The sequence below is a fragment of the Campylobacter ureolyticus ACS-301-V-Sch3b genome (assembly GCF_000413435.1).
Taxonomy (GTDB): domain Bacteria; phylum Campylobacterota; class Campylobacteria; order Campylobacterales; family Campylobacteraceae; genus Campylobacter_B; species Campylobacter_B ureolyticus_A.
Genome location: NZ_KE340326.1, coordinates 706,097 through 718,382 on the forward strand (window position 1 = coordinate 706,097; position 12,286 = coordinate 718,382).

The 12,286-nt window shown below is 28.3% G+C and carries 12 protein-coding genes; 4 read left to right on the top strand and 8 right to left on the bottom strand.

The features are described from left to right. Positions 1–86 precede the first annotated feature (86 nt). Entirely contained in the window at positions 87–1,178 is a 1,092-nt protein-coding gene (locus tag HMPREF9309_RS03610; protein WP_016646565.1) for a YeiH family protein, read from the top strand. On the opposite strand, the gene HMPREF9309_RS03615 is transcribed toward HMPREF9309_RS03610, so the two are convergent. Genes HMPREF9309_RS03615 through nadD form a run of 8 tightly spaced genes read right to left on the bottom strand, consistent with a single transcriptional unit; the run spans position 1,175 to position 9,297 of the window. Beyond that, entirely contained in the window at positions 1,175–1,366 is a 192-nt protein-coding gene (locus HMPREF9309_RS03615; RefSeq protein WP_016646566.1) for a hypothetical protein, read from the bottom strand. The two genes, HMPREF9309_RS03610 and HMPREF9309_RS03615, sit on opposite strands and share 4 nt — an antisense overlap. Next, complete coding sequence (locus tag HMPREF9309_RS03620) at positions 1,363–1,797, bottom strand: hypothetical protein (RefSeq protein WP_016646567.1); 435 nt, start codon at positions 1,795–1,797, stop codon at positions 1,363–1,365. Before HMPREF9309_RS03620 ends, HMPREF9309_RS03615 begins: the two co-directional genes overlap by 4 nt. Continuing rightward, positions 1,790–3,754, bottom strand: a complete 1,965-nt coding sequence (locus HMPREF9309_RS03625; protein ID WP_016646568.1) for a dynamin family protein — start codon at positions 3,752–3,754, stop codon at positions 1,790–1,792. The genes HMPREF9309_RS03620 and HMPREF9309_RS03625 overlap by 8 nt, the downstream gene beginning before the upstream one ends. Before the next feature lie 17 nt (positions 3,755–3,771). Continuing rightward, a complete protein-coding gene (locus tag HMPREF9309_RS03630) occupies positions 3,772–5,640 on the bottom strand; it encodes a dynamin family protein (RefSeq protein ID WP_016646569.1) in 1,869 nt (622 codons plus the stop codon). Beyond that, the gene (locus tag HMPREF9309_RS03635) at positions 5,640–6,815 is read right to left on the bottom strand and encodes a hypothetical protein (protein ID WP_016646570.1); all 1,176 of its coding nucleotides are present in this window, start codon (positions 6,813–6,815) and stop codon (positions 5,640–5,642) included. The genes HMPREF9309_RS03630 and HMPREF9309_RS03635 overlap by 1 nt, the downstream gene beginning before the upstream one ends. A 16-nt stretch (positions 6,816–6,831) precedes the next feature. After that, on the bottom strand, positions 6,832–8,076 hold the full coding sequence (locus HMPREF9309_RS03640; RefSeq protein WP_016646571.1) for a hypothetical protein: 1,245 nt from the start codon (positions 8,074–8,076) through the stop codon (positions 6,832–6,834). After that, the gene (locus tag HMPREF9309_RS03645; RefSeq protein WP_016646572.1) at positions 8,018–8,383 is read right to left on the bottom strand and encodes a dynamin family protein; all 366 of its coding nucleotides are present in this window, start codon (positions 8,381–8,383) and stop codon (positions 8,018–8,020) included. The genes HMPREF9309_RS03640 and HMPREF9309_RS03645 overlap by 59 nt, the downstream gene beginning before the upstream one ends. 35 nt (positions 8,384–8,418) lie before the next feature. Next, complete coding sequence (nadD, locus tag HMPREF9309_RS03650; protein ID WP_016646573.1) at positions 8,419–9,297, bottom strand: nicotinate (nicotinamide) nucleotide adenylyltransferase; 879 nt, start codon at positions 9,295–9,297, stop codon at positions 8,419–8,421. A 66-nt stretch (positions 9,298–9,363) separates the two neighbouring features. On the opposite strand from nadD, the gene gap reads away from it, so the two are divergent. The 3 genes from gap to HMPREF9309_RS03665 are packed head-to-tail and all read left to right on the top strand — an operon-like array spanning position 9,364 to position 12,285. Continuing rightward, entirely contained in the window at positions 9,364–10,368 is a 1,005-nt protein-coding gene (gap, locus tag HMPREF9309_RS03655) for a type I glyceraldehyde-3-phosphate dehydrogenase (RefSeq protein WP_016646574.1), read from the top strand. A gap of 10 nt (positions 10,369–10,378) precedes the next feature. Then, positions 10,379–11,590: a phosphoglycerate kinase gene (locus tag HMPREF9309_RS03660; protein WP_016646575.1), complete on the top strand. Its 1,212-nt coding sequence runs from the start codon at positions 10,379–10,381 to the stop codon at positions 11,588–11,590. Beyond that, positions 11,587–12,285: a triose-phosphate isomerase gene (locus tag HMPREF9309_RS03665; RefSeq protein WP_016646576.1), complete on the top strand. Its 699-nt coding sequence runs from the start codon at positions 11,587–11,589 to the stop codon at positions 12,283–12,285. The genes HMPREF9309_RS03660 and HMPREF9309_RS03665 overlap by 4 nt, the downstream gene beginning before the upstream one ends. Position 12,286: the final 1 nt, after the last annotated feature.

Sequence of the window (12,286 nt, forward strand, 5' to 3'; positions counted from 1 at the left end):
TAAATGTTTTGTGAATTTATGTAATAATTTAGTTTTATTTGATAAAATATCAAAATTAATATAAAAATTAATATAAAGGAAATTTTTTGAAAAATTCCACTTTAAGCAAAAAAAACTTTAAAAAAGAACTTAATAAAGAAAAATTATCTCATAAATCAATATATAAAAAAAGAAGAGTAAAAGCTTGGATTTTTATTTTAACAAGCGCGCTTTGTGCTTATTCTTTGTCGCTTCTTGCGCCAATTAAGGCTTTGGCAATAAGCCCTTTGATAATTGCTGTTATTTTAGGAGCTGTTTTGTCAAATACTTTTTATGGTGCTTCATTTTTTTTAGAAAAAACAGGCGTTATAAAAATTGCAACAAAACAAATTTTAAGACTTGGAATAGTTTTATATGGCTTTAAAATAACATTAAATGATATTGGTCATGTTGGATTTAGCGGCGTTTTAATGGCATTTTTTATAGTTTTTTCTACATTCTTTATAGGATATTTTTTAGGACTTTTCTTAGGACTTGATAAAAAAAGTTCTATTTTGATAAGCTCAGGAAGTTCTATTTGTGGTGCAGCAGCAGTTTTAGCAACAAGCAGTGTTATAAAAGCAAAGAGCGATAAAATAGGAGTTGCGGTTTGTACTGTTGTGGTTTATGGGACTATTTTTATGTTTTTATATCCAGTTTTATTTAGACTTGGAGTTTTGGATTTATCAAAAACACAAATGGGATATTTAATGGGACTTTCTCTTCATGAAGTAGCTCACGCAGTTGGTGCTGGAGCAGCTGTTGGCCAGGAGGCAAATGATTTAAGTGTTATAATGAAAATGCTTAGGGTTTTAATGCTTGTGCCATTTTTATTTATGATAAGTTTTTTAAATTTTGAAAAAAGTAGTGATAAAAATAGTGAAAAAATGAGTAAAAAAGTAACTATTCCTTGGTTTGGACTTTGGTTTTTGGCTATGGTTTTTATTGGGTCATTTTTGCCATTAAATTTGCGTGATATTTTACTTCCAGTTGTAAATTTTATAGACATTATGCTTTTAACAACAGCTATGTTTGCTCTTGGTGTTACAATTAGAAAAGATATGTTAAAAAAATCAGGTAAAAAGCCATTTATCCTAGCTACTTTTTTAGCTATATGGCTTTTTATGATTTGTTTTGTGATCGCTAAATTTTTAGTTTAAGCAGGTCTTACTGAAATTTGACGACCTTTTTCATCATAGGTATATATCATGGTTCTTGTTTTTACGGTAACTGTTGTGGAGGTATTGCTGACTGACAATGCTCCACTTACCGGACGAGAGTATAGAAGTCTCCCACCAGCTCCATAAACTCTTAAAGTTTGACCTTGAAGTGAAGCGTAAGATATCATTTTAAATCCTTTATTTTGGTTTTTATAGAATTTAGCTCATCTTCGTAGCTTTCTTGTAAAAAATAAATATATCTATCTACAATAGTTAAATTTTGATGTTTATCCCAGTTTTTTAAAATCTCTTCTAACTCTTTATGTCTTCCTGTAAAAGTAGCCCAGTCTATTCGTGCCATTAAATTTGTATGCTGAAATTTAGGATAAATTTCTTTTACTTTTTCAAAATTTATATTTTTTGTTAATGCAAAATCGCTTAATTTTTCATTGAAATAATCATCTTTGAATTTGTCGCTTAATTCTTTTAAATTTGATGGCTTTATGTCATCTTTTTTTAAATGATTTCCTTTTTCTTTTTGATTTTTTTGAGAGTATATAACTCCACCTACTACAACTGCACCGATTAAAAGTGCTATGGCTATTTGACTGCTATTCATAAATTTCCCCTTTCATATTTTCAAGTTTTTTCATAAAATTTTCTTTAATTTCTTTAAATTTATTTATGTTATTTTCTTTTTGATTTAAATTTAAAATAAGTTCGTTTAATTCTTTTTCATTTAAACTTCCTTTTTCTTTTATATTTTCTAAATCCTTTTGATTGTTAAGCAATACATTTTTTATAGAATTAGGCACTTGTGCACATAATTTTTCTCCAAAACTATGAATATTATTTAAAATTTTTTCTTGCAATTCTTTTTTACTTTCATCAACCTTTTCAATTGCGAAATCTCTAACTTTTGGTATGTAGGTTTTAGCTCCCTTGAAGGCTAATCTTTTAAATAAATTAAAATTTCCAAAAGCAATATCCTCTAAAATATCGCTATTTATAAAACCAGCATCAAAAAACTCACTAAAATCTCTATATATGTCAAAAGTATCATATCTAAGAGTTTGTCTTAAAGACTCTGAGTCAAAAGCTTCAAATTTACTCATCTCATTTATAAACTTTCCAGTTTCATTTTTTGTATCTTGTTTGATATCTTGCATTTCTTGACTTATTAGGTCATCCATTTTTAACTTTTCACTTTCAAGAGCATTTTTAATATCCCATATGATATTGTTTTTTAATTCTGTAATCCTTCTGTAGTTATTGATTTTTGAGGCTAGAGTATTTTTAATGTCATTAAATTCTCTATCTATATTTTTATTTAAATTTTTAATTTTTTGAGCTAAATTATTTCTGATGCTATAAATAAATTTTTTTTGCACTTCATCAAGCTTTATTCTAAAATTTGTCACTTCACCAAGTGCTTTACTTATCTCATCTTTGCTTTTTTGGTTTTGAGATATTTTCGTTTCAAGAGCGTTTATTTCTGTATTTAAAAATACCTCTTTTTTCTCAAAAGCATTTTTTATAAAATTGATATGCGAAACAAGTAAATCTTTACCTTTATTTTGGATAATCTTATCGCTTATTAAATTTTTTAGCTCATTAAGCCCGTTGTTTTGCCAAAACTCAGCATTTGCTTCATCTTTATACCAAAGCTCATCTTCATTTAGCGAAAATCCATTTTTTTCTTTTTCATCCAAAAGTGCATAAAGTCCGGCTGTAAAGACAAATGAACTAGCTTCATTAAATACCGTTTTTTGATAGGTTTCATTTTTTTTATTATTTTCAAGCAGTTCTTTTGCCTCATCAAAATTTCTTAAAACATCTATTTTATTTATAGCAACTATTCTTTTTGAGTTTTCAAGACTTAGTAGATATTCATTTATAAATTTTATATCACTTTCATCAAAGGCTCTTCCGGCATATGTCGCATATATGGCAGCGTCACATCTTTTTATCCAATCAAGTGTAATTTTACTTCTAAAGATATTTGGATCATTTGTCCCTGGGGTATCAACTACAACTAAGCTTTTTAAAATTTCAGCTGGATAGTAAATTTCCACACTTTTTACAAATGGTGTATAAACTCCGCCTTTTGCGACATATTCTTTTAAGTTTGATATATTATCTTCTTTTGTCTGATTTAGAAATTTTATATAAGAGCTGTTTTTAATATCAGGTTCTATAAAATTTTTAAAATAATTTACCTTTTTATCATCAATTTCGGTAATTTCATTTTTTAGCTCTTGCCACTCATCTTTTGTATAAAAGATGGCTTTTAGTTTTTTATCACTTCCATATCTTATCTCTGTGATTTTAGCAGTATATGGCGTATCATCACTTGGGAGTATGTCATTACCAAAAATCAATGCATTTAAAAGTGTTGATTTACCAGCTTTTATTTGGCCTGCAACGGCTAGGATAAATTCTTCTTTTTGTAAATTTAAAGATTTTTCTTTAAGAGTTTCTTCGTTTATATTATTTAAATTTATGGCTTTGTTTTCAATAAGTTCGCCATAAATCTTAATTAATTCATCTTTGTTTTTTTCAAAAATTTCAAGCATTTTTAGTCCTTTCTTTTTTAATTATTTATTGTAAGAGCAAAATTTTGTTTCAATTCATTTTTAAAATTCATAAAAAAATGACGAGTTATACAAGCTTTAAACTGACCTTCATCACTTTTTATTGAATCACTTGATAGCTTTTGCTCTAAATCGTTTAAAGAGTTGTCGATGCATTTTTTTAAAGAGTTTTTATCATATGAGTAATTCTCCAATATAATCTTTGCCCCATCAAGAATATTTTGTGCAAAATATTCTTTATCAAAAATGATATATCCATTTTTATCACAAAGTATTTCTATATTCTCTTGTTTTACAAAAAAAGAAAAACATAAGGATAAGTAATTAGCTATTGCATTGTCAAATAAAAAATCAGCTATTTTAAACAGCGTTGTGACCAGTTCATCATCTATTTTATTAATTATTTGTATATTTTCATCGTTGTACTCACGAATTGAATTATTTATACAACTTTCAAAAAATTCAGTGCTTTGCATGAAAAAGTCAAGATAGCCATTTTGAATTTCTTCTATTATTTCTAGTTTTTCATTTCCATGCTCGTCGTAATACTCTATTGCTTGAATACAATATGGGTCTTTGCTTGAATTTATAATCATTTTATTTGCAAAAAAATTTAAATTTCTATCAATGGTAGCATTTAAATTTTCCATATTTATATCTGAATAATGATTTATATTTTGTATAGCATGTATTGTTAAATTTTTAAAATTTTGAAGTTCGTTTTGTAGTGCTTCTTCTTTTATATAGTAATACTCATCATGCCATTTTTTATCAGTTCCAAAAAGACCATCCCAAAACCCCTCACCTCTTTCAGCATAAGTTTCTTTTCTTATAGTTTCTAAATTTTCACATACCTTTTTTGATATTTTTTCAAAACTGGCTCTCATTTCGTAGAAATCATTTTCTTCTAAGTTTTTTAATAAATTCGCAGCATTGTTATGTATTTGGTTGATTATATCATCACTCACAACATCTAAAGTAATACTTAAATTATCCATAAAATCTTGTTTTTCATTTTTAAAACGATCTTTTATAAATTTGTCTTTATTTTTGCTGATTTGATTAAAAAATGAAAGCATTTTGCTTTTTTCATTTATAAACTCATCTTTGTCTGATTTTATACTACTATAAATGAAAATTTCTCTAAATTCAAAGTTTTTTAGAATTTCTTCTTTTATTTTTTCTCTTGCTGTTGGTGATTTTTTATCAGCTTTATTTAAAACAGCTATAAAATACGCATCTTTATTTTGATTTTTTATTTCCAAAAGTCTTTTTTTAAGCTCATCTGTAATTGAGCCTTGATGTATATCAATAACCACTAAAAGCACATCAACAGCTTTTGCTTTTTCCATAGTAAGTTTTGTATCGCCGTTTTTACCATTATCCAAATTTCCTGCATTTGAAAATCCTGGAGTATCATAAAGAACCACATTTCTAAAACTTTCAAATGGATAAAAATATTTTATATCATAAGCTTTGCTTTTTGTGTTTGGGTCGTTATGTTTGGCTAAATTTTCATATTCGCTTTGAGAAATTTCATCCCCATTTATTAAAATTTTAACCTCATCTGAGTAGTTAAATGTAGTAATCGATGAAGTTGTCGCACCGGCTCCAACAGGGCACAAATTTTTGCCAATAATTGAGTTTATGAAGCTTGATTTTCCAGATGAGAAGTCACCTATGACGGCAACTTCTGCTTTTGCTATTTGGTTTGAGTGGATTACTTCTTTTGCGATTAATTCTTTTGCACCATTTTTTAACATTTCAATGTAGTCATATTGGTCGCTAACACCAGCATCATTTGATAGATCGTGTAAAAATGAAATATAATCAATATATTTTTTAAAATCATCACTTAAATTTATCATTATTTCTCCTCATTGTTTTTGGCTTTATTTTCAGCAACTTTTCTAAACTCAAATTTGTTTATTAGTGCATATCTAAAATGTGTAATGCTTCGCATCAAAATAAAAAAATAAAAAATTTCGTAGTTATTTGTTGGATTTTCACAGATTTCTTTTTTTAAATTTGCTAAAAAATCTTCAATTATTTGTTTTAAAATTTTCTCATCATATGAACAATTTTTAAGTATCATTTTTGCTGTTTCAAAAAGAGATTTTGAGTGATATTTTGCATTGAAAATATAGTCTTTGTCATCTTTTCTCATTGGTTTGTAAAACCTCTCACAAGCGATACTTAAAGCCATATAACTTGGCATTAGGGCTAGTTTTTCATTATTAAGCATAAAATATGTTATTTTTAGCAAAGTATCATCAAGTTTATAGTCTTCATCGCTGATTAAATTTGAAACGATATTGTTATAATCATCAATTGCGTGATTTATAATATCTTCAAAATGTGCTAAATTTGAAACGATATAATCGATATAATTTTCCTTAATTTCACTTATATATTCTTTTCTTTCTTCTTTGCTGTAATGCTTTGGGATATGGCGTGCGTATTTGTTTGATATCTGCACAGTGTCAACTGCAAAAAACTCAAAAGCTCTAGAAAGTGTTATATAAAGGATTTGTGTATTGATATTTTCATACTTGCTTTGGATAAAATTTATTAGAAAACCCTTGAGGCTATTAAGCTCTTCATCAAACTTTTCAATTTTTATGTAGAAATAATCATTAAAGCACTCTTTATTTTCCAAAACATAAATTTCTTTACTTACAACTTCTAAATCATCACATACTTTTTTTGCTAAATTTTCAAACTCAGGTCTTAGCTTTTTAAAGTCATCTTCATTTAAAAAAAATAGAAATTTTTTATCGTTATTAAATTTTTGCTGGTCTATATCATCTGCTATGATATCTAAACATACGCTTAATTTTTCTAAGAATTTTTCTTTTTCTAACTCCAAATTTTTGGCTGTATTTGCCAAGGGAGAAATTTCTTTGGCAATTATATCTTTTGCTTCATTTATCAAATTTTCAAGTAAATTTGTAACCTCATCAGCCTTTACATCATCTGATAAATCATATAAAAAAGAGATACAATCAATGTATCTCTCTAAATTTTTGCTTAAGTTTTCCAATTTTTACCCTTTAGGCTTATGAATTTATAAAATTTTCAAGCTCGATTATAGTTTTTTCCATATCTTTTTTAGTCTTTTTTATCTCATCTATTTTTTTACTTTTTAGAGTAATTGTGTCGCCTATACTGTCTTTTGTGGTTTGAAGTTTGTTTTTTAAAGGTTCAAAAATTTGCTCGTTTGAAATTTTTTCAATATAACCTTTAGTGAAATTCATAACGACTAAAGTAGCCATTTTTGCAACTTCTGCTGGATTTTTTGCGACAAGTTTTTCTATTTGATTTGCCAAAAAACCTCCAGCTAATGAAAGTGGCATGCTTAATAGTTGAAATCCTTTAAAAATTATCCCAACTTTTGGAATAGTGGCTAAAACACTACCTATTTTATCAAGCACAAAAGGAAATCCCTCGGCTATGATAAATTTAATACTTTGATTCATATTTAAATCTTTTTTCATATTTTCAAAAGTACCTAAATCCATATCATTTGCATTAAATACAAAGTAATCATTAAAATAATTTTTTGTATTTTCTTCTATGATTTTTATCATATTTTCAAAAAATTCTTGTGTTTCTCCATTTTTAAGAAGAGGTATATTGTTTAAGCATTCTGAGTAAATTTTATTTTCTAAACTTTGTATAAATTTATCAAGTTTTATTTGTTGGTTTTGAATTTCATCTTGGATTTTATCTTCTTCTTTTTGAATATTTTTTAGTTTTTCATCAAGCTCATCTGTGTTAAAATCAATCAACTCAACTCTTTGTTTTAAAATTTGAGATAATTCTTTTGAAAATATTTTTGTATTTTTGGCTATTTTTTGTTTTTTAATTTCTGCGAATTTAGAGTAAAAATTGTTATTTATTAAATTTAAAAGTTCAGTATTTGGCTCTTTTGTGCTTGTAAAAACTATTTTGTCTTCTAAATTTTCAATATTTAAATCTTTTAGTTGCTCTAAAACTGATTTTTTGATATTTTCTCTTATGTTTTGTGGTTTTAAATCGCTTTTTGTAAGGCAAAATATAAGGTTGTTTTTTATATCTAAGTTTTGTGAGATGAAATCAATTACCGATTTTGTAAGCCCACCTTGGTTTATATCTTGGCAAATTATTGCACATTCAAGGCGTGGTAAATAACCAAATGTTATATCAAAATCACTTTTATCTAGACTTGAAACCCCTGGAGTATCTATAAAGACAAAATCGGAGTTATTTACTCTCTCTCTCTCTCTCTCTCTCTCTCTCGGTGGCGGCTGAAATATTTGCAATTAGATGAAATTTTCCATCTTTTGTTTGTAAATTTGTAAACTCATCTTCGGAAATTTCACTTATTGTATCGCCATCTTTTTTAAAAAACTCATCTTTGTTGCTGAAATTTATCTCAACCACCGTTTTTGTCGTAGGAAGTGGGTTTATACTTAATAGATCTCTACCTAATAAAGAATTTACAAGACTTGATTTTCCGCTTGAAAACTCACCTAAAAAACCAATTTCTATCTTGTCTTCTAAAGATTTTTGGAACCTTTCATTAACGCCGTCTATGTCAAATTTTTGACAAATTTCTGATATTGTCATTTTTTCTCCTTATGTGAAATGTATTTATTAGTTTCTTAATTCTCTTTTTTCTTAAGTTTTGCTAAAAGTTCTTCAATATCATACTTTGCTCTATGGCTTTCACTCATTAGATGAATGATCACATCGCCTAAGTCTATTACGCTCCATTCATCACTTGCTTCAACGCCTAAAAACTCTTCACCCAAAGGCTTTAAAGCTGCGTCTAAATCATCAGTTAAAGATAGTCCATGTTTTCCTGTAAGAGTTGTAGCAATTACTACATATTTGGCGATATAGTCCTCATTTCTCATATCGATTATTTCGACATTTTCAGCCTTTTTATCCTCTAAGACTTTTTTAATAATTTCAAGTTTTTTTTCCATTTTTTTATCCTTATAAAATTTCATAACTTCATTTTTTATAGAATTTGGTATGAAGTCTTTGTTTAAATTTTGTCTAAATTCTGTAGATGAAATATTAACATTAATGTCTAACTTTTTCAAGGGTAAAATTTGTTTTAAGTTTTTTATTTCATCTTCATTTCTTGAAGCCACTATAAATTCTACCAAATTACACAACTCATCAAATTTATGCCACTTATTTAAATCCTTTAAATTATCTTCGCCAATAATTAAATAAAATTTATCAATTTCAAATTTAGAATATAAAAATTTAACACTTTGTATCGTGGAAACTGGATGATTTTGTAAAATTTCATAATCACTTATTAAAACATTATCTAAATTTTGCCAAAGTTTTTTACACCAATTAAGCCTTAAATTTGGTGGGGCAAAAAAACCATTTTTAAATGGATTTATAAAAGTTGGCATTACGATAAGTTTGTCTAAATTTAGAACTTTTAAAGCTTTTTTTACAATTTTATCATGTCCTAAATGTGGGGGATCAAAGCTCCCACCAAAAAGTGCTATTTTCATTTTAATTAGTTTTAACCTTAAATTGAGTAAAATAAGCTTTGATTATACCAAATAAAAGGAAAATATATGGCACTTAAATTTGCAATAAACGGTTTTGGACGCATCGGAAGATGTGCTGCTAGAATTTTATTAAACAGACCTGATGCTGAACTTGTTGCGATAAATGATACAGCTAAAAGAGATATTACAAGATATTTATTAGAACATGATTCAGTTCATGGTAAATTTAACAAAAAAGTTGAAGTAATAAATGATGATTATATCGCTGTTGATGGTAAAAAAATAAGGGTTTTTTCAACACGCGATCCAAATGAATTAGAATTTAAAGATTTTGGCGCAGAAGTTGTGCTTGAATGTACAGGAGCTTTTCTAACAACTCAAAGTTGTGAAGTTTATATTAAAAACGGGCTTGATTTAGTTGTGATGAGTGCCCCTGCTAAAGATGATACGCCAACTTTTGTAATGGGCGTAAATAATGAAAACTATAAAGGCGAAAAAATCATTTCAAATGCAAGTTGTACAACAAACTGTCTTGGACCTATTGCAAAAGTACTTGATGCTGAGTTCGGTATACAAAAGGGACTTATGAATACAACTCACGCTTATACAAGTAGTCAAAACTTGCTTGATGTAAAAAGCAAAGATTATAGAAGAAGTAGAGCAGGAGCTATTAATATCATTCCAACAACCACAGGCGCTGCAAAAGCTATAAGTTTAGTGTTGCCAAACTTAAAAGATAAAATGCACGGACTTAGTCTTAGAGTTCCAGTGCCAAATGTCTCAATGCTTGATTTAACTGTTTTACTTGAAAAAAATACTACTGCTGACGAGGTAAATGCAAAATTTAAAGAGTATGCAAACTCTTCAATGAAGGGAATTTTAAGCGTCGATGAAGATTATTGTGTTTCAAGTGATTTTATAGGAAGTAGCTTTTCAAGTATTGTTGCAGCTGATATGACACAAGTTGTAGATAAAAATATGCTTAAAGTTTTGAGTTGGTATGATAATGAATGGGGTTATTCAAACAGACTTATTGACTTGGCTATTTATGCAAAAAACAAGATGAAATAAAAGGGCTAAAATGAGTGAAAATTTACTGTTTATAAAAGATGTTAAGTTTGAAAAAGGTAAAAAAGTTTTTATAAGATGCGATTTTAATGTGCCAATGGATGAGTATCAAAATATAACTGATGACAGAAGGATTAGATCAGCGCTTTCTACTATAAAGTACTGCTTAGATGAAGGTATGGCAGTTATTTTAGCTAGTCACTTGGGTCGTCCAAAAAATGGTTTTGAGGAGAAATTTAGTCTAAGTCCAGTTGCAAAAAGACTAAGCAGACTTTTAAAAAAAGATGTAAAATTTGTAAATGATATAACAGGCGAAAATGCTCAAAATGCAGTAAATGAACTGGGCGAAAATGAAATTTTACTTTTAGATAATTTGAGATTTGAAAAAGGTGAAACTAAAAATGATGATGAGTTTGCCAAAAAATTGGCTGGATTTGCCGATTTTTATATAAATGATGCTTTTGGCGTTTGTCATAGGGCTCATGCATCAGTTCATGCAATAACTAAGTTTTTTGATGAAAATCATAAAGCAGCTGGCTTTTTGCTACAAAAAGAGATAAATTTTGCTCAAAATTTGATTAAACATCCTGCTCGTCCTTTTGTTGCGATAGTTGGAGGGAGCAAAGTTAGTGGGAAGCTTCAAGCTTTAAAAAATCTTCTTCCAAAAGTTGATAAGCTGATAATTGGTGGAGGAATGGCATTTACATTTTTAAAATCAATTGGTTTTGAAATAGGAAATTCACTTTTAGAAGAAGAGCTTTTAGAAGATGCAAAGAAAATTCTAGACAGTGCAAAAGAGCTTGGAGTTAAAATTTATCTTCCAGTTGATGCCATTGTAGCGCCTTATTTTTCAGCAGATAGTGTTATGAAGTATGTTACAACTCAAGAAATTCCAAAAGATTGGATGGGTTTAGATATCGGACCTGCTACGGTTACTTTATTTAAAGAAGCAATTGAAGATGCAGGAACTATATGGTGGAATGGGCCAATGGGTGTTTTTGAAATGGATAAATTTGCAAGAGGAAGCTTAAGGATAAGCCACGCAGTTGCTGAAAGTAATGCAACTACAGTAGTTGGAGGTGGCGATACGGCTGATGTTGTAGCAAGAGCAGGCGATCAAGATGAAATAACATTTATCTCAACAGGCGGTGGAGCAAGTTTGGAGTTAATCGAAGGAAAAGAACTTCCCGGAGTTAAGGTTTTATTAAGAAAGGAAGATTTGTGATATTTGCTGCAAATTTAAAGTGCAATCACACAAGAAGTAGCTTTTTAGAATATGCAAGCGTTTTAAATAACTTTTTAAAAAATCGCAAAAGCTGTGAAAATAGTGATGAAATTTTTGTTTTTCCTACAAGTTCAGCATTTTTAGAGGGCGACTTTGTTTTTAACCAAGGTGCTCAAAATTTTTATCCTGTAAAAAATGGAAGCTTTACAGGTGAAATTGGAAGTGAGATTTTAGATGAGTTTGGCATAAAAACAGTTTTGATAGGACATAGCGAAAGAAGAGCTTTAGGTGAAAGTAATGAATTTTTAAAAGCTAAATTTGAGTTTGCTAAAAAAAATGGATATAAAATAATTTTTTGCATTGGTGAAAGTGATATAACCTATATGAATGCTTCAACTAAAAGATTTTTAAAATCACAGCTTGAAGGACTTGATTTAGAGTATGAAAATTTAAACCTAGCTTACGAACCGATTTGGGCTATAGGAACTGGAAGAAGTGCAAAAATAAGCGAGATAAGTGAGGTTTTAGATTTTTTAAGAACTTTTACAGATGCTCCACTTCTTTATGGTGGAAGTGTAAATTTAAGTAATATTAGTGAAATTTTAAGCGTTAAAAACTGCGATGGTGTTTTAGTTGGAAGTGCAAGCTTAGATGTAAATAATTTTATAAATTTAATAAATTACAAAAAAGGATAAA

What these genes read in the sequence shown, in the direction of transcription:
- HMPREF9309_RS03615 (WP_016646566.1), bottom strand. Translation starts at nt 1,366, where the DNA reads ATGATATCTTACGCTTCACTTCAAGGTCAAACTTTAAGAGTTTATGGA.
- HMPREF9309_RS03620 (WP_016646567.1), bottom strand. Translation starts at nt 1,797, where the DNA reads ATGAATAGCAGTCAAATAGCCATAGCACTTTTAATCGGTGCAGTTGTA.
- HMPREF9309_RS03625 (WP_016646568.1), bottom strand. Translation starts at nt 3,754, where the DNA reads ATGCTTGAAATTTTTGAAAAAAACAAAGATGAATTAATTAAGATTTAT.
- HMPREF9309_RS03630 (WP_016646569.1), bottom strand. Translation starts at nt 5,640, where the DNA reads ATGATAAATTTAAGTGATGATTTTAAAAAATATATTGATTATATTTCA.
- HMPREF9309_RS03645 (WP_016646572.1), bottom strand. Translation starts at nt 8,383, where the DNA reads ATGACAATATCAGAAATTTGTCAAAAATTTGACATAGACGGCGTTAAT.
- nadD (WP_016646573.1), bottom strand. Translation starts at nt 9,297, where the DNA reads ATGAAAATAGCACTTTTTGGTGGGAGCTTTGATCCCCCACATTTAGGA.
- gap (WP_016646574.1), top strand. Translation starts at nt 9,364, where the DNA reads ATGGCACTTAAATTTGCAATAAACGGTTTTGGACGCATCGGAAGATGT.
- HMPREF9309_RS03660 (WP_016646575.1), top strand. Translation starts at nt 10,379, where the DNA reads ATGAGTGAAAATTTACTGTTTATAAAAGATGTTAAGTTTGAAAAAGGT.